At 50.2% G+C, this 25914-nt stretch carries 24 protein-coding genes and 1 other RNA gene; 19 read left to right on the top strand and 6 right to left on the bottom strand.

Going from position 1 to position 25914, the window contains the following annotated elements; all coding sequences use genetic code 11:
* Positions 1 to 142 precede the first annotated feature (142 nt).
* The 7 genes from ACJJIF_RS18430 (at position 143) to ACJJIF_RS18400 (ending at position 5781) form a co-directional block, all read left to right on the top strand.
* On the top strand, positions 143 to 1561 hold the full coding sequence (locus tag ACJJIF_RS18430; protein WP_444929740.1) for a sodium-dependent transporter: 1419 nt from the start codon (positions 143 to 145) through the stop codon (positions 1559 to 1561).
* A gap of 15 nt (positions 1562 to 1576) precedes the next feature.
* Positions 1577 to 2056: an SsrA-binding protein SmpB gene (gene smpB, locus ACJJIF_RS18425; protein WP_444929739.1), complete on the top strand. Its 480-nt coding sequence runs from the start codon at positions 1577 to 1579 to the stop codon at positions 2054 to 2056.
* A gap of 40 nt (positions 2057 to 2096) precedes the next feature.
* The gene (locus tag ACJJIF_RS18420; RefSeq protein WP_444929738.1) at positions 2097 to 3443 is read left to right on the top strand and encodes a sodium-dependent transporter; all 1347 of its coding nucleotides are present in this window, start codon (positions 2097 to 2099) and stop codon (positions 3441 to 3443) included.
* A gap of 158 nt (positions 3444 to 3601) precedes the next feature.
* Positions 3602 to 3991: a transfer-messenger RNA gene (gene ssrA / locus ACJJIF_RS18415) on the top strand.
* Between the two features lie 264 nt (positions 3992 to 4255).
* The gene (locus ACJJIF_RS18410; protein WP_444929737.1) at positions 4256 to 4366 is read left to right on the top strand and encodes an Arm DNA-binding domain-containing protein; all 111 of its coding nucleotides are present in this window, start codon (positions 4256 to 4258) and stop codon (positions 4364 to 4366) included.
* A 70-nt stretch (positions 4367 to 4436) separates the two neighbouring features.
* Positions 4437 to 4661 (top strand): phage integrase central domain-containing protein, encoded by a 225-nt coding sequence (locus tag ACJJIF_RS18405; RefSeq protein ID WP_444929736.1) that lies wholly within the window; start codon positions 4437 to 4439, stop codon positions 4659 to 4661.
* A gap of 460 nt (positions 4662 to 5121) precedes the next feature.
* Positions 5122 to 5781, top strand: coding sequence for a hypothetical protein (locus ACJJIF_RS18400; RefSeq protein WP_444929735.1), 660 nt, complete (start codon positions 5122 to 5124; stop codon positions 5779 to 5781).
* Between the two features lie 265 nt (positions 5782 to 6046).
* Here ACJJIF_RS18400 and ACJJIF_RS18395 read toward each other — a convergent pair whose 3' ends face one another.
* A complete protein-coding gene (locus tag ACJJIF_RS18395; RefSeq protein ID WP_444929734.1) occupies positions 6047 to 6226 on the bottom strand; it encodes a hypothetical protein in 180 nt (59 codons plus the stop codon).
* 554 nt (positions 6227 to 6780) lie between these two features.
* On the opposite strand from ACJJIF_RS18395, the gene ACJJIF_RS18390 reads away from it, so the two are divergent.
* Entirely contained in the window at positions 6781 to 6981 is a 201-nt protein-coding gene (locus tag ACJJIF_RS18390) for a hypothetical protein (protein ID WP_444929733.1), read from the top strand.
* Entirely contained in the window at positions 6959 to 7096 is a 138-nt protein-coding gene (locus ACJJIF_RS18385; protein ID WP_444929732.1) for a hypothetical protein, read from the top strand. The genes ACJJIF_RS18390 and ACJJIF_RS18385 overlap by 23 nt, the downstream gene beginning before the upstream one ends.
* A 236-nt stretch (positions 7097 to 7332) precedes the next feature.
* On the opposite strand, the gene ACJJIF_RS18380 is transcribed toward ACJJIF_RS18385, so the two are convergent.
* Both ACJJIF_RS18380 and ACJJIF_RS18375 read right to left on the bottom strand, forming a co-directional pair.
* The gene (locus tag ACJJIF_RS18380; protein WP_444929731.1) at positions 7333 to 7566 is read right to left on the bottom strand and encodes a hypothetical protein; all 234 of its coding nucleotides are present in this window, start codon (positions 7564 to 7566) and stop codon (positions 7333 to 7335) included.
* Positions 7567 to 7607: 41 nt separating this feature from the next.
* Complete coding sequence (locus tag ACJJIF_RS18375; RefSeq protein WP_444929730.1) at positions 7608 to 7748, bottom strand: type II toxin-antitoxin system YafO family toxin; 141 nt, start codon at positions 7746 to 7748, stop codon at positions 7608 to 7610.
* 808 nt (positions 7749 to 8556) lie between these two features.
* Here ACJJIF_RS18375 and hsdR point away from each other — a divergent pair.
* From hsdR to ACJJIF_RS18345, 6 genes are all read left to right on the top strand, one after another.
* Positions 8557 to 10995: an EcoAI/FtnUII family type I restriction enzme subunit R gene (gene hsdR, locus ACJJIF_RS18370; protein WP_444929729.1), complete on the top strand. Its 2439-nt coding sequence runs from the start codon at positions 8557 to 8559 to the stop codon at positions 10993 to 10995.
* Positions 10996 to 11077: 82 nt separating this feature from the next.
* Positions 11078 to 12562 (top strand): N-6 DNA methylase, encoded by a 1485-nt coding sequence (locus ACJJIF_RS18365; RefSeq protein WP_444929728.1) that lies wholly within the window; start codon positions 11078 to 11080, stop codon positions 12560 to 12562.
* Between the two features lie 5 nt (positions 12563 to 12567).
* Complete coding sequence (locus ACJJIF_RS18360) at positions 12568 to 14352, top strand: restriction endonuclease subunit S (RefSeq protein WP_444929727.1); 1785 nt, start codon at positions 12568 to 12570, stop codon at positions 14350 to 14352.
* A 1-nt stretch (position 14353) separates the two neighbouring features.
* Positions 14354 to 15049: a hypothetical protein gene (locus ACJJIF_RS18355; protein ID WP_444929726.1), complete on the top strand. Its 696-nt coding sequence runs from the start codon at positions 14354 to 14356 to the stop codon at positions 15047 to 15049.
* Between the two features lie 104 nt (positions 15050 to 15153).
* A complete protein-coding gene (locus ACJJIF_RS18350; protein ID WP_444929725.1) occupies positions 15154 to 16143 on the top strand; it encodes a restriction endonuclease in 990 nt (329 codons plus the stop codon).
* Positions 16144 to 16271: 128 nt separating this feature from the next.
* Positions 16272 to 16592 (top strand): hypothetical protein, encoded by a 321-nt coding sequence (locus ACJJIF_RS18345; RefSeq protein ID WP_444929724.1) that lies wholly within the window; start codon positions 16272 to 16274, stop codon positions 16590 to 16592.
* 45 nt (positions 16593 to 16637) lie between these two features.
* On the opposite strand, the gene ACJJIF_RS18340 is transcribed toward ACJJIF_RS18345, so the two are convergent.
* From ACJJIF_RS18340 to ACJJIF_RS18330, 3 genes are all read right to left on the bottom strand, one after another.
* Complete coding sequence (locus tag ACJJIF_RS18340) at positions 16638 to 16784, bottom strand: hypothetical protein (protein WP_444929723.1); 147 nt, start codon at positions 16782 to 16784, stop codon at positions 16638 to 16640.
* A 251-nt stretch (positions 16785 to 17035) separates the two neighbouring features.
* A complete protein-coding gene (locus ACJJIF_RS18335) occupies positions 17036 to 17737 on the bottom strand; it encodes a cytochrome c biogenesis CcdA family protein (protein ID WP_444929722.1) in 702 nt (233 codons plus the stop codon).
* The gene (locus ACJJIF_RS18330) at positions 17730 to 18131 is read right to left on the bottom strand and encodes a thioredoxin family protein (protein WP_444929721.1); all 402 of its coding nucleotides are present in this window, start codon (positions 18129 to 18131) and stop codon (positions 17730 to 17732) included. Before ACJJIF_RS18330 ends, ACJJIF_RS18335 begins: the two co-directional genes overlap by 8 nt.
* A 388-nt stretch (positions 18132 to 18519) precedes the next feature.
* Here ACJJIF_RS18330 and ACJJIF_RS18325 point away from each other — a divergent pair, with 388 nt between their 5' ends.
* The 4 genes from ACJJIF_RS18325 to ACJJIF_RS18310 all read left to right on the top strand — a co-directional run bounded on the left by ACJJIF_RS18325 (position 18520) and on the right by ACJJIF_RS18310 (position 25743).
* Positions 18520 to 18879, top strand: coding sequence for a hypothetical protein (locus tag ACJJIF_RS18325; protein ID WP_444929720.1), 360 nt, complete (start codon positions 18520 to 18522; stop codon positions 18877 to 18879).
* A gap of 45 nt (positions 18880 to 18924) precedes the next feature.
* Entirely contained in the window at positions 18925 to 19488 is a 564-nt protein-coding gene (locus ACJJIF_RS18320; RefSeq protein WP_444929719.1) for a DUF4166 domain-containing protein, read from the top strand.
* An 860-nt stretch (positions 19489 to 20348) separates the two neighbouring features.
* Positions 20349 to 25328, top strand: a complete 4980-nt coding sequence (locus ACJJIF_RS18315) for an RHS repeat-associated core domain-containing protein (RefSeq protein ID WP_444929718.1) — start codon at positions 20349 to 20351, stop codon at positions 25326 to 25328.
* A gap of 4 nt (positions 25329 to 25332) precedes the next feature.
* Positions 25333 to 25743: an immunity 22 family protein gene (locus ACJJIF_RS18310; protein ID WP_444929717.1), complete on the top strand. Its 411-nt coding sequence runs from the start codon at positions 25333 to 25335 to the stop codon at positions 25741 to 25743.
* Positions 25744 to 25914 lie beyond the last annotated feature (171 nt).

Genomic DNA, 25914 nt, shown 5'->3' with positions numbered 1-25914 from the left:
ATTCAGCGGCTAATTTTGCCAGCCGGCGCTACTCAAGCAAGACAATTCCTGCAACAATCGCATTTATTACCGCTAGGTCACGTTTAGCCCTAGCCGCAGTAACAAAAACAAGCATTCATAAAAAATAATAGCGAGACTACTTATGACCGCAGTGAGAGAGCATTTTGGCTCAAGGCTGGGCTTTATCCTGGCCGCCGCAGGTTCTGCCGTCGGTATTGGCAACCTGGTCGCATTCCCCGTAGCAGCCACCAAGAGCGGGGGCGGCGCCTTTTTACTGGTCTACGCTCTCTTTGTCTTCCTGATCTGCCTGCCGGTGATGATGGCGGAGCTCGCTATGGGGCGCAGCTCAGACAAAGACCCCGTCGGGGCCTATCGCACCATATCCCAGGGTTCACCCCTGTGGAGTATTCCCGGCTGGCTGGCCCTGATCACCCCATTTATGATCGCGGTTTTCTATCTGGTGGTCACCGTCTGGGTGATGGGCTACCTGGTAGAAATCTTTTCCGGCAACCTGGATAAGCTCGCCACACCGGATTTCTTTGTCCACTTTATTAACACCCCCACGATATTTATTTATCTGGTTATCCTGATGCTGATCATCAACGCCATTCTCGCGATGGGCGTTAAAGACGGTATCGAGCGGGCCGCCAAGACCCTGATGCCCATGCTGTTTGTGATGTTATTGGGACTGGTGTTCTTTGTACTGACCCTGGATAACGCCGCCCTCGGTTTGCGCTACTACCTGGTACCCGATTTCAGCAAAATTGACGGCAGCGTAATCAGCAAAGCCATGGCGCAGGCCTTCTTCTCCCTGTCGCTGGGTATGGGCATCATGATTACTTACGGCTCCTATATGAAGAAGCGGGACTCTATTCCCGGCTCCTCCCGCGCCGTAGCCATTACTGATACACTGGTGGCCTTTACTGCTGGCCTGCTGATTCTGCCGAGTATTTTCCACTTCAATCCACAGATCGACCCGACCGAGCTGAGCGACTCCTCCGCCGGTATGATCTTCCTGTTCCTGCCAAAGATTTTCCTCGCCCTGCAGGATGGCATCGGCTATATAGGCGCCAGCGCCGTAGCGGCAGTGTTCTTCTTCCTGGTACTGGTTGCCGCAATTACCTCGCTGGTTTCCATTATCGAAGTGCCCATCGCCACCCTGCGCGACGAGCGCAATATGGAGCGCAAGAAGGCAATTTGCGTGGTCGCGGCAGTTCAATTTGTGCTGGCCATCGCTTGCGCCGTATCATTCGGTATGGCCACTTGGTTTACTGAATTTGTACAACTGGCCGGCGAGAACAAATCCTTCTTCGATTTGGTGGAGATTATCTTCTACGACACCATCCTGCCCTTAAACGGCCTGCTGGTTTGTCTGTTCGTGATCTACAAATGGAAGAAATCCAATTTTGATCGAGAGCTGCAAGAAGGCGACAATGGCTTTGCAGGCTCGTTTTCGCAAAAATACGTTAACTTCTCCCTGGGCACTTTTATCCCATTGATACTGTTGCTGATCTTTATCAATACCGTGGCCCTGAAGTTTTTTGGACACAGTTTTATTTAGTTACTCGTAGTTTTCATGGCCAAGAAAAAGAAAGCACAAACCTCCAATACCATCGCCCTCAACAAGAAGGCCCGCCACGACTATTTCATTGAAGAAAAGTTTGAGGCGGGCGTTGAGATGAAAGGCTGGGAAGTCAAAAGCTGTCGGGAGGGCAAAGCCCAACTGACCGACAGCTATGTCATATTCAAAAACGGCGAAGCCTGGCTGCTGGGTTCCAATATCCAGCCGCTAGCCAGCGCCTCCACCCACTTTGTCACCGAACCCGACCGCACCCGTCGCCTGCTGCTCACCAAGCGCGAGCTCTCCAAGCTGATCGCCGCCGTTGAGCAAAAGGGCCACACCGTGGTCGCCACCGCCCTGTACTGGAAGGGGCACCTGGTGAAGTGTGAAATCTGCCTGGCCAAAGGTAAGGCCCACCACGACAAGCGCGAAACGGAGAAGCAACGTGACTGGAACCGCGAAAAGCAACGCCTAATGCGCTCGGCGCACAAATAATGCACAGTGAAGCATCAGAACAATAAATACAGGATTTAGCATGAGTGCACCGCGAGGACAGTTCAGCTCGAATATTGGCTTTTTGATGGCTGCGGCGGGCTCCGCCGTGGGTCTCGGCAATATTTGGGGCTTTCCAACCAAGGCCGCCAGTAACGGCGGTGCCGCCTTTGTAGTCGCCTACTTATTTTTAGCCTTTGCCCTCGCCTACCCGGCCCTGATGGCCGAACTCACCATCGGCCGCCACGCGCGCCGCAATATGGTGCAGGCGCTGCGCTCCATTGCCACTGGCCCCATCAGCCGCTTTTTCGGCGGCCTGACCGGCTTCGGCGGCATCCTGGTGGCCTCTCTGATCCTGAGCTTCTATGCCATTGTGGCAGGCTGGATGGTGGCCCACCTGGCCGGGCCTTTCGCCAGCCTGTTCGGCGCCCACGAGGCCGCCCAGTGGTTGGCCGGCAACAGCACCGAACGCAATATGATCATGACCGCCATTTTCAGCGGTCTCACCATGCTGATTATTGCCAGCGGTGTTGAGAAAGGCATCGAACGCTGGTCCACCCTGTTGATGCCATCGCTGATCATCCTGTTGCTACTGTTGATCGGCTACGTACTCACCCAGCCCGGCGCCCTCACCGGCCTGGAAGTGTACCTGATGCCCAACTTCGACCACTTCACCCCGGATCTACTGATCTCCGCCATGGGCCAGGCGTTTTTCTCCCTGTCCCTGGGTGTTGGCACCATGCTGATCTACGGCTCCTACCTGAGCCAGCAGGAGAGCCTGCCGCGCCTCGGCGCCCTGGTGACCCTGATCGATGTGGGCATCGCCTTTACTGCGGGTCTGCTGATCCTGCCCGCCATGTACGTGGCCCAGGAGGCCGGCACCCAGATCTTCGCTGCCGACGGCGCCCTGATCGCCGGTCCCAATCTGATTTTGCAGGTACTGCCCGCGCTGTTCGACACCATGGGCGAAGCCGGGATATTTGTCGCCATCGCCTTCTTCGCGCTGATGGTTATCGCCTCCCTCACCTCCTCCATCTCCATGTTGGAAGTACCGGTGGCCTTCTCTATCGAGAACTTGAATATTCCCCGTCGCATCGCCACCCCGATCGTTGGCCTGATTATCTTCGGGGTAAGCAGCACTATCATCTACAACTTCGACGACCTTTTCGGCCTGGCCGTCAGTATCAGCACCGAATACGGCCAGCCCCTGCTCGGCATTGCCCTGTGTATCTTTGCCGGCTGGATCTGGCGCCGCGACCAATTGCTGACGGAGTTAAAGAAGGGTCACCCGGATATCGAACGCACCCTGTTCTGGAAGATCTGGCCCTGGTACGTGCGCATCGTCTGCCCACTGCTGATCCTGACCGCTTTTGTGCAATCCATTCGCTGATCAAGCCCTCCCCCGGCGGCCTCCACCGCCGGGCACCCTCCTCCGCAAACCACCCCCTGACAACAGCGATTCTGATCGCCTAAACGCCAGTGACATAAAATTTATTACTCAGAGAAGTTTTGGGGTATACTGGACGACACACGAAAGTGTTTCTTATCGGGGATGACTTGGATTCGACGCCGGTGACGAAACCTTGGGTGCATGCCGTGATGGCAGCGAATCACGTAAATCCAAAGCTGTATTTTATTAGTTGCCAACGACGACAACTACGGTGCCCAACTCGCTGCGTAAGCAGCTTGTGAAGCACTAACTAAGGGTTCGTCCCTTAGCAGTCCTCAGCAAGGTTCCAGTATCGCGCTGTTGACTGTTATACAGAACTGGATCGCCGCAAGCCATACCCGTGGGTAAGCGGTTAAAAATCTTACGGGATCGCCCTATACGTCCTGACCGCCGGGCTGTACTGGGTTAAATCAATAGACGGAGCTAAGCATGTAGAGCCTCTGGCAGAGTGCTGACGGACGCGGGTTCGACTCCCGCCATCTCCACCAGATTGCTGTCTCAGACAGCCCACAAAAGCCCCGCAAACTTAGCGTTTCCGGGGTTTTTGTTTATTTGGACCATCCCAGTTAATCTAACTCAAACCCACCAAATCCAGCCATTTTTGGTGGGGTTAATTGTGGGGTCGAGCAGATTTGAGCCACTGACCTCACCAAATTGCCGGAGGGCAAGGAAGTACGCAGGGTTGCCCCGTCGCCCTCAAGCCCCGCGAGAAAAAGTACATCGAGTCCGATGAGAAAGGGCTGGCAATCGAAGTGACCCCGACCGGGGCCAAGCGCTGGGTATTCCGTTTCCGCCTTCACAGCAAGCGTCCAGAAATGGCACCTGGGCTCTCCCCAGATGTAAGCCTGAAGCGAACTCCGTAATAAAGCTCGGTAGCATGTAGCTGAAGGCGTTGACCCTCGCGACACAAAACACGCCCGCAAAGAGTCCGCCTTGGAAGCCAACTACAACAGCTTCTCCACCGTTAGCGATGAGTGGCTCGCTGCCAAGATGGCCCATCTATCCAACTCATCAAAGGACCGTGCCACCCTCACTTTAGAGCGTGACCTAAAACCCTACTTGGGTAAGCGTCCTATCTCCGAGATAAGCCCACCGGAAGTACTTTGCTACCTGCGCCGTATTGAGAACCGGGGCACCCGGAAGGCTGTAGTGGCATAGTAAAAACAGCCCTAAAACTACCCCCTCTCCTATTCTGCCACCCTGGAGAATTACGAAAACTTGAGTGGACGGAAATCAATTGGAATACCAAGCACATAGAAATACCCAGCGAAAAAATGAAACTGGGCCAGCCACACATTATCCCTCTTGCTAAACAGACTCTAGCCTTACTGCAAGAATTGGAGCCACTAACAGGCCATGACAAATAGGTTTTGCCATCAGCTCGCATCCACTGTCTAATAACGGTGTGAAGACAGTGCTCAGATCACTGGGCTATAACAATAAAACCATGGCCGCCTACAGCTTCCGCGCAATGGCCCGCACCCTATTAGACCACGACACTCGGCAGATTTGATTTAGAAATCGCATTTTCATCAAGGAAAAGATTGAATGTGGTATATGCATCTCAAATCAGAGAGGTAGAACACATTCTTCAACGGATTTACGAGGATAAAAGGATATGTCTATCGACGCACATGCAACCAAGGCAAGGGTGGATCAACTGATTGGCACCGCTCTGGTAGAGATTAAGTCTGGAAATGTGGGCTCCTATCAGAAGCTGACTAGCATCGTGCATGACCTCAGCTTCGTCATGCGGGACCTGGATACAGCCAAAGATCAAATACATCACTATAAGAAAATGGTGCCGACCGGCCATGGACCAGAAGCCTACCGAGCCAAGCAATCTATAAACTCGAAGCTTGAAACGATCTCATCACTTGAAGTCTTCCTCATAGAACAATGGGAAAAGGTTCGTGATGCGCTTCAGGAGGCGCTTCAGGAGGCGCTGAAAAAGGCAGAACTGTCAATAGGAGGCAGGAACAAATGGGAAAGCCTAGCTAAGCTTTTCAAAGATATTCAGGCTTTCGATAAAAAATTTAATGGCACTAAAAAATTTAATGACAAGATATCACCTAAAGAAAAAACTACCCAGATTGCAAAGCTCCAGTCCATTCCATATCTAGATATGGCCAATACTAAAGCTCAAATGAAAGTCATTCAAAAAGAAATCAACCAATTAAAGGAAATACCCATTATTTCAGCGCCAACTATGCTTGCCATGATTACTCTCACCCTTCAGTTATTTGCACTATACTTCCTCAATCTCAATAATAAATGAATGGCTACAGGTACAGAGTCTCAATCTCCCTTATAGCAGCTCGCTTGATGCTTTTCATCCGACAGGCTCAATGCCTGTCGGAGCCTTCTAAATAAATGGGATCAGATCAAAAAGGTGTAACGGAACACCCATAGAAGATGATGATTACATTATTGACTACTACAGCTAAGTGCAGCCACATCAGCTCAACAACGGCTTGCCGCCAAATGTGGCAGAAGAAAAATTTCGAGATACTCAAAAGAAACTGGTCAAAAATACTTGACCGCTACACTACCACTTCTACACCGCATCCAAGACTCCACTGGTTATCATTCCATGAAGCCAGATCGTAAGCACCAAAATCATGAAGATAACGAACTACAACAACATAATTAGCAGATATTGCTGGCTCACTTTGCTCGCGCCACATAGACCCCAAACCACTACCTTCAACCACTACCTTCAACCACTGCCACTTCCTTATTCAAAACTTTTCAGCTTTGGCGATCACCCGATTCAGGTAATTGAATAAGTCCCGTTTAGGATAAATATAGATTGCTAGCCCTCCATATACAAAAGTAACCCCAATAAGCTATAGAGATTTCCTTAAAGCAAGTTCGTGGGCACAAGGAGAGCCCGGAAAACACAATGATTGGCACTGGACAATAGAGCACCCCGGTTATCAAAAGGTTTTCAAACCGTTTGACACAGCTTTTAAGCAAGGCCAGACATGAGTAAGCTTGTCTTATGGCATGCCCACTGCTCGTAACACCAGCTTAAAAATCAATATTATTGAACCCACACCTTTTAAAGACGACAAACTTGGCTTCAAGGGATTTAAACTAATCTCATATGCCGCACAAGCCTATGCGACTATGCTAGGAGCCGACGAAATTAGGATCATAAGACCTACCTCAGCCAAAACTCGCACCTACAATGAAGCACAGGGGTACCACTATGTCAGTACTGCAAATAAGCCATCTCTGCCAGATTACTGTGTTTTGAAGTTGAGGTAGATATATGAACGACCAAATAAAAAAAGTGCTTGAAGACGCGGAGAAGCGACTTGAAGAACTGTTGCCTGATATAGAAAAGCGTTACAAGGAAGCAGACCAAAACAGCCCCGATGAACCAGATAACCTGAAAGAAGGCATCGTAGACGATCTGGAAATCCCAAGAGCGATAAAGGAGCAAAAAGATGAACAACTCCTCAAAAAATAAAACTGATATGGGAAAAGAATTAAATGGAGCAATGGGACGGGCAGGCCAAAAAGAGCCTCATTTTATTAATAACACCAAGAAAACAGCAATTAAGCGTAACGCTGAACAGACGTAAATTTAGTCAGCAGAAGGCATAGCTCAATTTGGCGGCAAGCCATCGCTGTACTGATGTAGCCGCACTTGGCTGTAGCAACCAGTAATGTAATCGTTGATTAGCTGTTTTGCCGAAGGAAAATTTGAATAGCATACTTCCGCCCCCCTTTAAGCTCCTGAATAAGAATTCAGTTGATGTGTTATCCCTAACTATGCCTCCGGAGAGACCCCGCTTAATCACGCATAGAAAAACTGCGATTAATACCCCTCACCGTCATCTTCCCAGAAATACGGCAGCTGCTTAACAACATCCTCCAAGTGTATAAAACCTCTCACCTCGTCATTCGGAGCAATGTTTGCCCAACCCTCAACGGGACTCCAATAAGAGGCGCTACTTGAGGCGATTCCACAAGTTTCGACAGCGATAATGTATACACCCTGCTTCTTCGGGGCATCTCCCTTGATCCACTTAATATCTTTTAAGTTTGCCATCAATTTTTCATCCTAAACACTTCTGCTTCAAGTGCGCAGCCTCACAACTTAGAGTTTTCTTTTTCAAGAAAATCATGCGTATCTTCCCACACTATCGCAACTAGAAGGTATCGGTCATCATATATAACACCACCACAATAAAGCAACATTGTATCACTGTGACGACAGTCTTGGGACTTCAACTGAAAACAAGCCTTCTCTGCCAGGTTACTGTATTTTGAAGTCGAGGTGGATATATGAACGGCCGGATAAAAAAAACACTTGAAGACGCGAAGAAGCGACTTGAACAACTGCTGCCTGATATAGAAAACATCACCAGGAAGTAATCCAAAACAGCCCCTATGAACCAGACAACCAGAAAGAAGGCACCGTAGACAATTTGTAAATTTCAAGAGCGATAAAGGAGCAAAAAAATAAAAATGATATTAAAAAAATTAAAGGAAGTGATGAAATGGGCAAGCAAAAAAGAGCCTCTTTTTATTAATAACACCTCAAACTAGCGATTAAGTATAATACTGAACGGAAGTAAATGTAGCCAACAGAAGGCGTAGCTCATTGTGAATCAGTGCATCTAGCACCTGCACCAACAGCCTTACTCATCAACTAGGAGCCACCAACGGTAACAAGGGACAACCCTAAATCATATTGAAACCCTTGATAAAAATTCAATTGATGAAGACAGCCTGGCTGATTTACTCGACGATGCAGAGAACCTAAAGGGTGTCGAAACACACTTGGCAGAGCTATTCAGTAAAAAATTTGGTCCTTACTAGCACTAAATTCAAAGATATTTGGGTAATTACAGCTGCCCCACACTTACCCACCTGATACGCACTTGCTTCCACCACTAAACAACCACAAAAAACACCCCCCAAACTAACCCACCCACACACATCCCCCTCAAGCCCATCCTGTGATAAATTTAGTCGCAATAATCATTCAAAAAGTGTATCGGGCCTACTATATGGCCCAGCTGTAGGCCTGCATCATATGGACAAGAAGCGGTTTTCCGAAGCGGACATCATTACGAAATACATCCTCCCCGCCATTGAACAATCCGGCTGGGATCGGCACAACCAGCTGCGCCAAGAGGTCAAGCTGCGGGATGGCAAGGTGATTGTGCGCGGGCAAGTCGGTGCGCGTAAAACCGTTAAATCCGCCGATATCGTCCTCTACCTCAAACCCGGTATACCGCTGGCCGTAATTGAGGCCAAAGCCAATAAGCATAGTGTCGACAAGGGCATGCAACAGGCCCTCGACTACGCCAAATTACTGGATGTGCCCTTTGTATTTGCCAGTAACGGTGATGGCTTTGTGTTTCACGATAAGACCGCGCTAGACCATGGCGGCCCACTTGAGCAGCAAATCCAACTGGACGACTTCCCCAGCCCCGAGACCCTATGGCAGAAATACCGTGACTGGAAGGGCTACACCGATGAGCAACTGCCGGTTATCACCCAGGATTACTACGATGACGGCAGCGGCAAAACGCCGCGCTACTACCAGCTGCAAGCCATCAACAAAACCATAGAGGCCGTCGCCTCTGGGCAGGATCGCATACTGTTGGTGATGGCCACCGGTACCGGCAAAACCTATACCGCGTTCCAGATTATCTGGCGGCTGTGGAAGGCGAAGAAGAAAAAGCGCATCTTATTTCTGGCCGACCGCAATATTCTGGTAGACCAGACCCGCACCAACGACTTCCAGCCCTTCGACACGGCCATGACCAAAGTCAGCGGCCGCACAGTCGACCCGGCCTATGAAATCCACCTGGCCCTCTACCAAGCCCTCACCGGGCCAGAGGAGCACCAGAAAGCCTACAAACAGGTAGACCCCGGCTTCTTCGATCTGATCGTGATCGACGAATGCCACCGTGGCAGCGCCGCCGAGGACAGCGCCTGGCGTGAAATTCTCGAATACTTCAGCTCCGCCACCCAAATCGGCTTAACCGCCACGCCTAAAGAAACTGATGAAGTCTCAAATATCGATTACTTCAACGCCCCCATCTACACCTACTCCCTCAAAGAGGGCATTGAAGACGGCTTCCTCGCCCCCTACAAAGTGGTGCGGGTAGACCTGGATGTAGACCTGCAAGGCTGGCGCCCCACCAAGGGCCAGCTGGACCAGAATGGCGAAGTGATTAAAGACCGCATCTACAACCAAAAAGACTTCGACCGCGTGATGGTGATCGAAGAGCGCACCCAGCTGGTGGCAGAGACCATCACCGCCTATTTAAAGCGCACCGACCCCATGGCCAAGACCATTGTCTTCTGCAACGACATAGACCACGCCGAACGCATGCGCCGCGCCCTGGTAAACCTGAACAAAGATCAGGTCGCCAAGAATGATAAGTACGTGATGAAAATCACCGGCGATGACGAGATCGGCAAGGCCCAGTTGGATAACTTTATTAACCCCAAAAAAGCCTACCCGGTGATCGCCACCACCTCCGAACTGATGACCACCGGCGTGGATGCCAAAACCTGCAAGCTGGTGGTGCTGGATCAAAACATCCAGTCCATGACCAAGTTCAAACAGATTATCGGGCGCGGCACCCGTATTGATGAAAAATTCAACAAACTTTGGTTTACCATCCTCGACTTCAAGAAAGCCACCGAGCTGTTTGCCGACGAGCGCTTCGACGGCATCCCGGAGAAGGTCTTAGCCGCCAATCCGGCGGAGATTATCGACCCAGACAATCCCACCTTCGATAACGAACTCAACCAAATCGAAGACCAGCCACAAGCGGACGAATCCAATACGGATAACGAAGAAAACACACTAATCGACGGAGCCTCCAGTAACTCCATTCAATACCCGAATTTGCAGGAGGAGGACGAGCCCTTTATCAAGTACCGGGTCAACGGCGTCGCCGTGAAAAAGATGGCTGAGCGCGTGCAGTACTACGATACCGACGGCAAACTGGTCACCGAATCCTTTAAGGACTACACCCGCAAAGCCGTCAGCAAATGCTTTGCCTCCCTGGACGACTTCACCCGCAAGTGGAAAGACAGCGAGCGCAAACAAGCAGTGATTGACCAACTCGCCACAGAAGGCGTGATCTGGGAAGTACTGGAGGAAGAAGTGGGCCGGGATATGGACCCGTTCGACCTTATCTGCCACATCGTATACGATCAGCCGCCACTGACCCGGCGCGAACGGGCCGAGAACGTCAAGAAGCGCAACTACTTCAGTAAATACTCCGATGTTGCACAAAAGGTGCTCGATATGTTGATCGAGCAATATGCCGATGACGGTATCAAACAGCTGGAACAGCCGAGCTACGCCGAGCTCAAGGTGCCGCAGATTAAACCCCTGGGCAGCCCCAAGACCATTGTACAAAAAGAGTTCGGCGGTAAAAACGAATACCGCCAGGCGCTGCACGAGCTGGAAGACCAGCTCTACTGCGACGACGACCTCAGCGCCTAGCCACTAAGGCCGACCAGCAAACACACAAATACCCCAGCTGCGCTCAGCCAACGAGCGCAGCCATTTACGATTGAGAAGTACTATGTCCGTCAGCACTGTCATCAAATCCATCCAAGATATTATGCGCAAAGACGCCGGCGTCGACGGCGATGCCCAGCGCCTCGGGCAGATGTCCTGGCTGCTGTTCCTGAAAATCTTTGATGCCCAGGAAGAGGAACTGGAGTTTGAGCAGGACGACTACCGGGCCCCAATTCCCAAAAAATACCTGTGGCGCAGCTGGGCCGCCGACAGCCAGGGGATTACCGGCGATGAATTGCTGGAGTTCGTCAACGAACAGTTATTCCCCAAGCTCAAGGGCCTGTCGGCGCCGATCAGCAGTAATCCCAGAGGCTTTGTCGTTAAGGAGGCGTTCAATGATGCCTTCAACTATATGAAGAACGGCACCCTGCTGCGCCAGGTGATCAACAAGCTCAACGAAATCGACTTTACCGACTCCAGCGAACGCCACCTGTTTGGCGATATCTACGAGCAGATCCTGAAAGACTTGCAGAGCGCCGGCAACGCCGGAGAGTTCTACACCCCCCGCGCCGTGACCCGCTTTATTGTGCAGATGATCGACCCACAACTGGGGGAAACCATCTTCGATCCCGCCTGCGGTACCGGCGGCTTTCTCGCCTGCTCCTTCGACCACGTAGAGAGCAACTACGTAAAAACCGCCGAAGACCAGCAGACCCTACAAGAGCAAATCTGCGGCGTAGAGAAAAAGCAGCTACCGCACCTGTTGTGTACCACCAATATGCTGCTGCACGGCATAGAGGTGCCGGTACAAATCAAGCACGGCAATACCCTCAGCAAGCCCCTGTCCAGCTGGGATGAAGATATCGATGTGGTGGTCTCCAACCCACCCTTCGGCGGTACCGAGGAGGACGGTATCGAGAAAAACTTCCCCGCCGAAATGCAGACCCGTGAAACCGCCGACCTATTTTTGCAGCTGATTGTCGAGGTATTAAAAAACAAGGGCCGCGCCGCCGTAGTACTGCCAGACGGCACTCTATTTGGCGAGGGTGTAAAAACCAAAATCAAGAAAATGCTACTGGAAGAGTGCAACTTGCACACCATTGTGCGCTTGCCTAAATCGGTATTTGCCCCCTACACCAGCATCAAGACCAATATCCTGTTTTTTGAGAAAGGCACACCCACCAAAGATATTTGGTACTACGAAGTACCCCTGCCCGAAGGGGTAAAAGCCTTTAATAAAACCAAACCCATGCAGCTGGCCCATTTCGATGAGTGTGCCGACTGGTGGGGCGAGGGCAAACGCCAAAAAACCAAGCTCAAGCGCAAAAACCGCCAGGCCAACGAGAACGCCTGGCAGGTGAGCATCGACGAGATTATCGAGCGCAATTACAACCTGGATATCAAAAACCCCCACCAGGAAGAGGAAATCAGCCACGACCCCGATGCCCTGCTGGCCCAGTACAGCAAGCAGCAGGCGGAGATCCAGAAGTTGCGCGATCAGCTGAAAGGCATCTTATCCGAAGCCCTTACCGGCAAGAGTGGGGGTTAATAGCAATGAGTGCAGAACAATTAATTACTGAGAATCTGGAACTCTGGACCTCTGCGGTTAAAGCCAAGAAAACCCAGGGCCGTGGCAGCAATAGCAAAAGAGAGCTATATGGCATTAAGAAACTGCGCGAGCTGATTCTGGAGCTGGCGGTGCGCGGTAAGTTGGTGCCGCAAGATCCGAATGATGAGCCGGCGAGTGTACTGTTGGAGAGGATCGCTGCTGAGAAAGAGCTGCTGATAAAAGAAAAAAAGATTAAAAAAACCAAGAAGCTGTCAGCGCCACTCGATACAGAACCATCATTCCCCGCTCCCCAGGGGTGGTCGTGGACCACTATCGACGATTTTTGTGAAATCGGCCCCAAAAACAATCTCAGAGATGAGGATAAAGCTTCATTTGTTCCCATGCCACTGATTCATACAAATATCAAAGGAAGTCATGGGCAGGAGATTCGTAATTGGTCAGAAATTAAAAAAGGCTATACACATTTTGCCGATGGAGACATTGCTATAGCCAAAATCACACCATGCTTTGAGAATAGTAAGGCCGCTATTTTTTCTGGGCTAATCAATGGATATGGCACAGGCACAACTGAGCTACATGTAGCTAGGCCAATTACAAATGATATCAACCGGTTTTTTATACTCCTACATTTGAAATCACCTCAGTTTTTAAAATTGGGAGAAAGCAAAATGACAGGATCAGCAGGCCAAAAACGTGTTCCAAGAGAATATTTTGCACATACTTATCTTGCGCTACCACCCTTAGCGGAACAAAACCGGATAGTAGCTAAAGTCGACCAACTAATGGCCCTCTGCGACCAACTGGAACAGCAAACCGAAGCCAGTCTGGACGCCCACCAACAGCTAGTGGATACCCTGCTGGCAACCCTAACCAGCGCCCAAGACGCCGAAGAACTCAAGCAAAACTGGGCCCGCCTGAGCGAACACTTCGATACCCTAATCACCACCGACTACGCCGTAGAACAACTCAAGCAAACCATCCTGCAACTGGCCGTCATGGGCAAACTGGTACCCCAAGATCCCAACGACGAACCAGCGAGTGTGTTACTAGATAGAATTGCAGCGGAAAAGGCACAGCTGATCAAAGAAAAAAAGATTAAGAAGCAAAAGCCCTTGCCGGAGATTGGAGATGAGGAAAAGCCGTTTGAACTGCCTACAGGATGGGAGTGGTCTCATCTCGGTAATTTCTCAAATATAAAGGGAGGTTATGCTTACAAGAGTGGAGATTTCCTTATGCCCACCTTATTTCAAGTTATCCGCATGGGTAACATCCGGCCGGATAAGCTAAGAGTCGAGGAAAAACCTGCATATATATCTTCTATACTTGCTGAAAGTACAGAGAGCTACAAAATTATTCCAGGTGATATTCTACTAACCATGACCGGAACCAAAGGAAAACGAGACTATCTCTACTCCCTCATGGTTAATGATAGTGATGTAGAGGAAAGAACACTCTTCCTTAATCAGCGCCTTTGTAATATACAGACCCTATTAGTTAGCAAGGAATACATTATCAAAGCCTTAAAGGAGGACAGATTGCTAGATAAGATCTACGAAAAGTCCACAGGCACAGCGAATCAAGCCAATATAGGAATGGATGCTATATCCAAATGGGTTTTGCCTATTCCTCCTCTAAAAGAGCAACATCGTATAGCGGTTAAAGTTGACCAACTTATGCTTCTCTGTAACAGTCTGAAAAAATATTTAGCTAAAATTAAAAAGATTCAATTATCAGCAACAGATGCAATCTGCGAATATACGCAAAGCTAATATGCAGATCACCATTTTTCCACTCCAGAATCCAGACTATATTTCCGATAACGATCCAGTTTATCAGCAGTCCGATGCGGTATTTCGATTACCGCAACTGCCGGCTTACGCGATACACCACAGCCAGATAACACTGGGGCATGAAGTAATGTCAGAAACCGCCCCCCAGCAACCAGAGTATCATCTCACGGCCGACACTCTGGTACTTTCCTCCAGATGTTTACCGATGCTGGGAGACCCCAATGGTTGGCTTACTGTTTATCATAATGGAGTCAGAGACTACCAACTCTTATTTCCTCACATTGATAATGATGGCTTACAGCGCCGCCTCGGCCAATTTGCTGAAGAAGCCGATAACGCATTTAACAGCCAATCCTGGTTGTCTTATGTACTTATGGTTGGTGGAGTATTGGAGGGTTTGCTCTTTCACCACTACAAAAATGGTACATTTAGCAAAATGACTAATAGTGCTTGTAAGGATGGCCTGATTAATAGCGAAGAGAAGGAACAAATCGACGAAGTGAGAGATGCCCGCAATAAAATTCACGCAGGAAGATACGAACAATCTCTCCCCGGTAGAGCACTTGCCCTGGATATCAGTATTACCTATGACAAGTTACTCAAGCGTGACTGGGCGAAGCAAGAAAATATGCAAAATCAAAAACCTGCGCTAAAGGCAACTAGCCCTGTCGTATAGAAGGTTAAACCGCTATAGGGTTTTAAGCTGTTAACTGCTAACTCTTAAGCCCTGCACTGCACGCAAAAGCTGTTTAAATAATTAGAAAATAAGGAATTCGAAGAATGACCAACGCATGGATGATCCGCGCCGGGCGCGGTGGTATTTACAGTGAAGACTTCGAGAAAGGCTTTGCCGCAGTGGGTTGGTCACAGCTGGGAGACCTAAGCCAGTATTCAAGCACCGAGCGCTTGCGGGACGAATACATCAAGATTTACGGCAATGACAAGCCTGCGGCTACCGCCAATGCCCTGGCCATGATCCTGAAGTTTCGCGATCAGATTGCCGCAGGCGATTATATTGTGAGCTACAACCCGGAGACCCGGAACTACTTGCTGGGGGTCGATAAAGGGGAGTACCTCTACCAGCCGGATATTATCGGTGACTATGCCAACCTGCGTAAGGTGGAGTGGCTCGGCAAAGTCAGCCGCGATCAGCTGCCACAAAAAGCTAAGAACTCCCTCGGCTCCACCCTCACCCTCTTCTCCCTAAGCCAGGAAACCATTGATGCCTTCCTAACCATATTCGAGGGCCGTACGCTAACGCCGCAGGAAGACGAGGCCGCAGAAACGGACAGCGCACAGCTCAAAGACGAAACCGTGGCCCAGAGCCACGAACTCATCAAAGACAAGATCGCCGCACTGCTGCCCGAGGAAATGGAGGAATTGGTTGCGGCGATACTGCGCGCAATGGGCTTTAAGGCCAAGGTATCCCCCAAGGGCCCTGATCGCGGTGTGGATGTGATCGCCTCACCGGACGGCCTGGGCCTTACCCAGCCGCGCATTAAAGCCGAAGTGAAACATCGCGATGGCTCCATGGGCGCCCCCGCCATACGCGGCTTTATCGGCGCCCTGCGGGAAGGGGATTCCGGCCTATTCGTCAGCACTGGCGGCTTCACCCGCGAAGCCCGCTACGAAGCCGACCGCTCCACCTTCCCCCTCACCCTGGTAGACCTGGACGACCTGGCCGACTTAATCGTCAGCCACTATGAGAGCTTCGATTTGGAAGGCAGGGCACTAATGCCGCTGGTGCGTATTTACTGGCCGGTGGATTAAGGCTGTGAATATTGCGGTTCAAAAGAGGTCACCCATCACCGTAAGCTCTTCTGGACCAAGGTTAATAGCGCTAGCCAGAAGCTATTATTTATGGAAAGTGGAACACATATTCAGGCTTATAAATAGTAATGGAATTCAATAAATATGAGCTGGCCGCTAAGGATATAGCCATTCACTATGCCCGACAGCTAAACAATCGGTGGGCTGAAAATATTATCCTCTGCAATAGTGACCTTCTCTCCGAAGACGAAGCTCGCAGACTAACCCAGTTTTTCTGGGACATGGCAGATCAAGCAGCTGAAGATTACCAGGCCGACGAAGAATTAGAGTTTGAAGTAGACCTTGAGAGCTGCATGGAAAGGCTAATGAATATTTTTATCGGCCATATCCAAAAAGCAGGTTTTGGCCAGCAATGGATTGAAGAATCCGGCAGGATTAACAGCGCATAGGATGCGTTAACTTATGGAAAGAGTCTCGATTCGAATCGTCAAACCTTAATAAACAATTGCGTTATAGCCATTCTTTTCTTTGAAAAGTACAGAAACCGGCTTGTTGCCACGCTCAAATTCAATCATTGCGTATTGGTATCTATCAAAACTCGTCACCTCAAGTACTGAGAAAACAGTAATTTCAGTTAACATCACTACCGCCTGGTTGACTTCAAAATCCGAGCACGGTGTATCTCCCGATACAGCTGGAATAGTTAGCCAGATATTATTAAACTCTTCCTGATCGTAAACATTCAGTGTCCTAGCGTAAGGTATGTCCGTCTGGTAGCCCTGAAAAAATGGATAGTATTCCTTCTCATAAAATTCATCTTCGTTTGTAGAACTACCAGATCCCGCCCCTACAGGCTCCCCAGATATCCAATTCTGGATTTAATAAAACAAAATCAAAAACTAAACGTCCACTCGGGCATCCAGTTCAAAGCCCAGGTTTCCAGCACCTTATCAAAGCCGCTCAAAACCATAACACCGAGCAGTAAAAGTATGACCCCAAGCGCCACTTTGCCACCAAGTGCAAAAGCCCCCACTGACGGGGATAAGCGGCTATAAATTTTCCGCGAGAGCCCCCCGGCCACCAACAAAGCGGCAGCGGTACCCAACCCAAAAGAAAACATCACTATAAAAGATTGGCCCAGCTGCTGGCCTATGGAGGCGAGCGCAATTGCCGCTCCCAGAGTGGGGCCTACGCAGGGCAGCCAAATAATTCCGGTGAGGAAGCCGATACCAAACTGCCCGGCCCAGGCACCATCACCGGTAATACTCGCCCCGGCGGTAAGCTTGGACAAACGCAGCGTCACCCAGTCGGACAGGGGTTTGATAAGCAGTATAAGGGCCACAACCACCAACAGGATGGCCGCGATATAGCGAAATAACTCCGGGTCCAGCCCTAAAGAGACCAGCAGAAAGCTCAGTACGGTTCCAGCCAGGGCAAAGGATAAGCTAAGCCCTATAGCGAGCGCATAGGGACCCCAGCGCCCTGCACTGCTGGAGGCGCCAACGACCATTGGCACCAGCGGCCAGACACAAGGGGAGAGAATACTCAGCGTGCCCGCAACCAGGGCCAGGGGGATAGCACTGTATTCAAGCATTTTCGCCGCAAGCCTTCACCGAGTTAAAGATATTCTGGCGAATCACATCGGCGCGTGTTTCGGCAACGCTGAACCAAACCTGCTGCTCCCCAAGATAGAGCAACAGGGTTGACTGTCTGGGCGCACGAAAGTGCTTTACCCACTCTTTTTGTTGATCAAAGTTCACATCCAGAACAGTGAGGCCACACTGGGGATTCTCTTTCTGGAATTGCGTAAGAATCACTCTCTGCTTCTTACAGGTAGGGCACCAGTCTGCCCGCACATCAATCAATACTGGCTGCTTGGCAGCTTGCAGCTCTTTAAAGCGCATCTCGGAGAAACGCTCACCGGCTGATACGAGGGGCACAGAGAGCAATAAGAGAGTTGCGAACAGGGTGCGGTAAAGTAGTTTCATATTAGTGATACCTCAAGTGGAGGGGTACGAGTCCCAATAAATAGACTAATTTGCTGGTATAGCAAGGGAGCCCCTGTGTCATTACGCAATCTCTCTGCGAGCCTTAAACAGATATGACCCTAAAGTCGCGCCCTGCTGGACTTACAGAGACACGCAGAATGACCCAGAAGCTCTCTAGCTTTGTCGTACCAGGTAGCGAATTCTTACAAAGGACTCCGATATTTCTCTGGCTCCAGTTATTGCCCACCTATTGAAGCTATCTATTTACAGACTCACTTGATTACTGGCCATATCCCGATAAGATCCTGCGGGTTATTTTGCTGACCGCAATCAGCGTGTCCCAAAGCTCTACAGCAGTATTCAATATCAGATGGACTTAGATCGAAAAATGAACAAACTTTTTCCCCTTATTGCCATGACTCTCGCCACTACTGCCTGCATGCAATTCGAAGTCAAACCGGGCCGTGTTATTGGCGATACTGTGGATGCGAGCAAAGAGGCTTACCAAAGTATTCAACGCAGCCGCCGAGGCGAGGAGGAAAGAGCTTTCTCCCACAAAACCAGTTACGACGCTGCCATATCTAATACCGCCAATATTGCCAGCTGTAAGAAAGAATTGATGGAAGTGGTTAGTCTGTCAGACCTGGTTGTATCCCAGGTGATCTCTGAGTCCTCAGAGGTGCAGGATAAAGACGGGGACAAGACCATTTACTGCGCAGTGCAAGCGGTGGTTCGCCCTAAGGCTTAAACATTCGGGAAACAGCGCTCTAGTGATTTATTCAGGTATTACCCGATGAATAATGCGGTTCTCAACTGGTTTGGGCCCGACTTTAGTGCGTTGAATCCACTTTTACAGCGCTTACATACCCAGGGAGCCCAACTGAATGGGGTGGTGAATATCCGCTTTGGCTCCGGCATCGCCGGCTGGATTGGCCGGCGCATGGCGCGTAAATTGGGGGCGCCCACAAAAGCTGGCAAGGTACCTTTTTCTGTAGAAATTCATCACTCCTCAGAAAAACTAACCTGGTCTCGCACTTTTGCCAACACTCATACCCTTACTTCAGAGTTTTACCCAGTAAGGACTTATCAACAAGGGGGTTACTGGATTGAATCCAGCGGCCCGGTCAAAATGCAGCTCGGGGTTTCAACCAAGGGCGGTAACTGGCAGTGGCTACAACGATCCGTGTCTATTTTGGGTATACCTATTCCAGCACTGTTCAGACCCAAGGTTTATGCCGGAAAGGCTATTGTGAATGGGCTCTACCAGTTTGAAGTGAAAATCTCCTTGCCAGCACTGGGCTTTCTCTTTGGCTACTCTGGCATATTGCACGAAGGTGGTGAAAAATTAATCGAGTAGGTTCCTGTGGTTAACTATGTACTTTCCCTGTGGATAGATACGAGATAATTTCGAACAAAACGCTGAGCGCAAGTTTTATCCAACTAAATTAATCCATGTTAGAGAATCATTCGATATATTTTTCTCAGCGATTCTAAGGGCGGCCGGGGAGAAAGAATAGTTATTGAGCCACCCCTCTCAATTTATAGCTATCTATTAATTTTTTACCGTTAGGGTTTCGAGAGGGACTTTGCCACTGTGGGTTGCTCAAAGCTGGAAGAACTTAACTGGTACTTCAGCGCCAATAACTTACAACTACCTACTGGATATCGATAACAGGGAGCACCTTTAGCAGCCGGCCCCGACCCTCACCTCCCTAAGTTAGGAAAGCATCAAAATCTTTCTGAGCATATTCGAAGGCTGTACGGCAATACCACTTTAAGTGAATTCTATACCGTTAATTTCTAGGAGTTTTCTATCGCCCTTCCACACCTCCCATCTACCTTATTCGCTTTATTTGGGGTAATCTAACGCAATAGATTTCAGCCTCAGGTTGTATTCAGTAAGAAGTATTTTCCTTTCAGGGTTAAAGTAATAGAAAAATCTAATTTTCAGTGCTTTTTAGAATGGAAAACCACAAAAAGCGCTCCTCAATAGATTTTTGTTTGTTGATAGCCGACTGCCGTGCACTATGTATTCTTAGCAGATCTGACCGCTTCAAATTTAATCGGTCATGATTTCACCTGAAGCAGCCGCTTATTGGCGACCAATCAGTTTCAAATAAATTTGACTAGCTGATTATCCAAGGGACTCTCCCATACTCTAAAGTCGCGATGAATTGAATGAACTTCTTTCCAGGTGTGAGCATTTAAGGAATTATCATGCTACTACGCATTGAAAATAAGCAGGGTATCCAGTACGAAGTCAGGACAGCGGGGGGAGATGCGGTTGCATTCCCGATGCAGGTGGATGCCAGCCATTTACTTTCAATGTTCGACGATGCCGCCATTGAGAATATTTACACACACTTTTTTCCACTCAATAACGGCCTCCAAGCCAGCACCTTCGGCACGCCGTTTTCAGGGCCTGCATCCGAGCCCCCGAGCTATTTATCCATCCATGCGCGGGAAATTTATCGCGCCCTGGTACAGAGCCGCCTGATTATCGAACAGGCGCCCGCTGCTATTGCGGCACAGGAAAACCAGCCGGCGGACTTAATCGTTAAAATCCGTCTGGGGTTACAGCAAATTATCGCCCAAGAGCGCGTCGAAGCGGCCCAGATCCAGCGGCAACACGAACAGCGCTCCACTCTGGAAAAAGTGGGCGCCTATATTGAAAGCGGGGCCACAGGTTTGGGCAATGCCGCCTGGGGCCTGGCGGTGTGGACCAAAGATGTGCTTGAAGTAGCGCTGATGCTCAATCCCATCCGCCAATCCCACCGGCTGGGAGTTGCCACAGCGGACTACTTCCTACATGACAAGAGCTTTGAAGAGTCTCACCGGGAGAATGTCACTGCCTTGCAACGGGAAACCGTCGATGTTCTCGGCTTTGATCCCTCCTCAATCACCCGGCAGCAGCTGGAACTGGCTCTGGATGTTACCCAGCTTATTTACGATGACCCAGCCCTGCGCGATATTATTTTCCGCTTTGCCCAAGATTATGTAAAAGCCCAGCACAGCCTGGAAATGACCGAAATGGCCGGTGGTGGTGCCTTTGAGATTATTCTCACGATTGTTCTTGCCGCCGTTACCGGGGGTGTCGGTGCGGCTGCGGCGATGGTTAAAAATGCACGCCTGCTGAAGTCCTTTAAAAATGTCGGCGAGCTAATGTTGGATTTAGCCAAGCTGAAAAAACAGCGGCTGCTGGCCGCCAAGGAAAGCGGTGCTAAGGGCGGCAGCGCCAGCTTTTCCGACTTTAGCTCCTCTGAGGAGGCTGTGCCAGTAAGCTCTGGTGGTTCCTCTTCGAGCAGTTCCAACTCTGGAAGCTCTAGTGGTTCCAGCAGTAATCAAAACAATAGCAATTCCGACAGTAGCGCCAGCAGTAATTCAAATAGTACCCAGAATAGTCAAGCGAACGATAGCAACGAGCCTGACAACGCAACTACTACAGTGGGACAGACGCCGGCAGGTGAGGCTGTACCCTGTGCAGATAACTCCCGTCACAGCGGTGATCCAATCAACTTAAAAACCGGGGAGGAGTTTTTATCCCTGGTAGATGCGGTACTGGATGGCCCGCTGCCATTAACCCTGACTCGATCTTATCGCAGCAGTAATAGTGAGGATTTTGGATTAGGCCATGGCTGGGCGCACACCTTAAACGAGCGCCTGGTCCCGGGTAATAAAACCGTAAAGTTTTATGATGCCGAGGGTCGGGTAATTAGTTTGCCGACACCGGGCAATAGCGGGCGAAGCCACAATGTGGTGGAAAAACTCTCCCTCACCCAAGTAAGCGATGAGCACTGGGTGCTAAGCCCCTACGGCGCCTTAAATGGCGTACAAAAACACTTTAAAGCGATAGGCGAGAGTGGCACTCTAAAACTCTCTGAAATTCGCGATGGCTACGGTAACTACTACCTGTTCCACTATATCGGCGAACGCCTGATTTGTATCGAGAGCAGTCTCGGCGAAGCCCTACATATCAGCCCACCGGAAGGGCAGCGCAACAGCCTGCGCATGGGTGAGCTAAAGAAAGAAACTCGCGATGGCCGCATTAAAATACTGGCTCAGTATGAATACAGTGACGAAGGCGACCTGATAAAAGCCACCGATGCGGATGGCTACAGTGAGCAATACGAATACCAACAACATGTAATCTCTAAGCGCACCTTAAAAACCGGTTACCGCTTTTACTTTGAATGGGATAGAGAAGGTCCCTCGGCCCGCTGCATACGCCAGTGGGGCGATCCCATCAATGGTCAGGCTACCTACAACTATACGTTTGCCTGGGACGAGGATGGCCACGGAGTTACGGTGACCGATACCCGTGGCGGGCAGGAACGTTACCGCTTTAATGAGCGCGCCCTGCCGATTTATCACCGCGACCCCGAGGGCGCAGAGACGCTCTACAGCTACAATGAGCTGGGTCAGGTAACCAAGGTCCAATTGCCCAGCGATGATGGCAGCCTGCGCGAAGAGATCTATCAGTACGATGATCAGGGACGCCTAATCCAAAAGACCGATGCCGCCGGCAATAGCCACCGTATCGAATACAACAACGAAGGCTTGCCAGGCAAAGTCACCGACCCAGCCGGTAACACCTGGCAGCGCGAATACAACAAAAACGGCCAGATCGTCGCCACCACCGACGCCCTCGGCAACAGCACCCGCTACAGCTATAACCCGGTCGGTCTGATCGGCAGTGTTACCGACCCCCTCGGCAATGCCACCCGCTACCTGTGGAACCCGGAAGGCAGGCTGGCAGCGATCAAAGACCCTATGGGCCGCAGCCAGCACTATCGCTATGATATTGCCCGCCGCCTGCAAGAAGTGCAGCACGCCCCCGGCCAAGTCACCCGCTACGAATACGACAGTCAGGATCGTATCCATGCGGTTATTACCCCAGATGGTGCCCGCACCCAGTACAGCTACAACGCCCAAGGATTGCTTGCCGAAATTACTGACTCCGAAGGCCGCAGCACCTGCTACGCCTACGACGGCCTCAGCCAAGTTAAGGCGCGCACCAATCCGGATGGCAGCCGCCTGGAATACCACTACGATGGCGAGCGCAACTTAATCGGACTCACCAATGAAAATGGCGAGCGTTACCAGCTTAAATACGACCTCAACGAACGCCTGATTGAAGAGGTAGGCTTCGACGGCCGCGTAACCCGCTATGCCTATAACCGCGCCGGCCATCTGATCGCTTCAAGAGCGGTAACTGATCCTGATACCGGCAAGGGTATCGATACGATCTTTGAGCGCGATCCTTTCGGCCGTATGCTGGAGGAAGTAACGCCGGATGGGATTACCAACTTCCGTTACAACCGCAGCGGCCAGCTAATCGAAGCGGAAAATGGCCAGCGCAAACTGCGCTGGGAGTACGATGCCAATGGCCGCGTCACTGCGGACTGGCAGGGCAAAGAGAAGCTTACCCATGAATACGATGCCGCCGGCAACCGTATCGCCACAACCTTACCCGATGGCGAAGTGCTCAACTTCGCCTTTAACCCCGCCGGCCAATTCCAAAGCCTGCACCGCCACCCAGTGGGTGGTGACACCAATCAGCTGATCACCAGCATCAGTCACGATGAACTGGGCCGGGAGAGCCAGCGCCAGCATGGCAATGGCCTGGAAAGCCAGCGAGATTATGATCCTCAGGGACGGCTGCAAAAGTTACGTCTAAACAAAGCTGATGGCCCAGTCGCCGACCCAACTCAGAACTCTCACTCAATCCTGGAGCGTAGCTACCAGTACAACAAAGCCGGTCAGATCGCCAAGATTGAGGACAGCCTGCGTGGCACGCGTAGCTACCACTACGACGCCCTAGATCGCCTCACCCAGGTAGATGGCCCCAACCCCGAGTATTTTGTACACGACCCTGCACACAATATTCTGGCCGCCGCCAACTCAAAGGATGGGGCGAAAAAGCAAGCCAGTGCCACTCAAGTTAAAGGCAATCGCTTAGCCTTCCGTGGCGATACCCACTACCGCTACGATATCCACGGCAACCGTATCGCCGAACTGCGCGGCAAAGGGCAGAAGCTGCAAACCCGCTATCACTACAATACTCGGCAGCAGTTGGTGCGAGTAGAAAAGCTCAAATTGGAAGAAGGGATAGAGCGGCTTCAGCAAGAAGTCCACTACCACTACGACCCGCTGGGCCGTCGTATTGGTAAGAGCAGCAACAGTGAATACACCAATTTCCTCTGGGATGGGGATGTCCTGCTTCGTGAAAACAGGGCTGATATCCACACCCAGCAAGACCTGAATACTCGGACCTACTACTTTGAACCGGGTACTTTCAAGCCCGTTGCACTAAAGGAAGGTAACCAAGAGAAAGAGCAGGTTTACCACTACCATCTGGATCATCTGGGCACGCCTGATACCCTTACCAACCAGGAAGGTGAAGTCGTATGGAGTGTTGCCTATAAGAGCTATGGCAATATCGCCCTGGCCCATAAAAATCAGATTGAACAGCCTATTCGCTTTCAGGGGCAGTACTTCGATGAAGAAACTGGGCTGCACTACAATCGGTTTAGGTACTATGATCCGCAGGTGGGGGAGTTTACCCAACAGGACCCGGTTGGATTGTTGGGTGGGTCGAATAGCTATCAATATGTGCCTAATCCGGTTGAGTGGGTAGACCCCTCGGGGTTGACTGCGGCGAAGGAAGATCCTAGTAGGCAAGTTAATGCTATTGCTGGGCCGCAGGTACAGAAGGGTGTTGCCCCAAACAAACCTACCCGGGAACTAACTACAGCTGAGTTGCATGGAATACCTGGAGGTACAGCATTTAAGGAGTGGTTCGATTCTAAATCAGTAGATGATATCGTTCAGCTCTACAAAAATGCAGACACAAGGGATGTTATTAAAAGTAGACTGCGCCATGGTGGCGGCGATCATGAATGGCTCATGGTTTCTAGGGCTGCTCAAGTGAAAGCCTGGGGTGTAAATTACGATGAGATAGTTAGTTTGGTAACTCCAACCAAAGCGACTTTCTTTAAAGATCCCATAACAGGGGTAGTTAAGAAACACGGAACCAATAGTATTTCATCTAGAGCCCATAAGCAGTTAGGTGATTTAATTGACTCGTCAAATAGTTTTGAGCAATTCCAGCGTAAAATTAATAATTGGGGAGAATATTCTGGATGGCTGCCAGACGGCAGATCTGATTTGCCATCCGGATTGAGAATAGGAGATTGATAGTATGTTTAGTGATAATCCATTCGTTGAATCAGTAGAGGGTTTCCTCACGGTATGGTTAGGTGATTTAAGTGAATTAGAGCTAGAAGATTATTTGGATGAGCCCGGTGGGGCAGGAGACAATGAGCCAATTTCCAATTTTAGTAGAGATTTGGGCCGATGGTATGATCATGACTTTATCTGGGTAGAAGGGGTAGATGAAGCCGTATCAGTAAAAGAGCTATGCGTATTGAATGGTATTAATTCAAAAAGGCTTATAGAGGAAATAGTGGAGCGGAGTGATAAGAAAAAAATTAGATCTTTGCTCATTTTATGGAACTCGAAAAAAATGGAAGGCGCTGGAGAGAGAGCTTTTGCAGATGGTCGATTGCAATGTATTGGATCTTGGGAGCACGAGCCCCCATTAACTGATTGATGTTCCAAGCAGTAACAATGCAGGTTTAATTGGGCACTCTGACGAAATTGGATGTTTTCTCGGCAATCCACCATCAGTCCGAAAACCTGCATTCAACATTTCTGGACACCCATAGATTGAGGCCTTCAACTCCGCCGCCCGGCGGGTAGTGATTCCGGTCAGCTGACTACC

This window comes from Microbulbifer regidiadema (SeqCode) (assembly GCF_052467605.1).
Note: the sequence above shows the minus strand (reverse complement) of the source record. Positions and strands in the feature narration are given on the sequence as shown.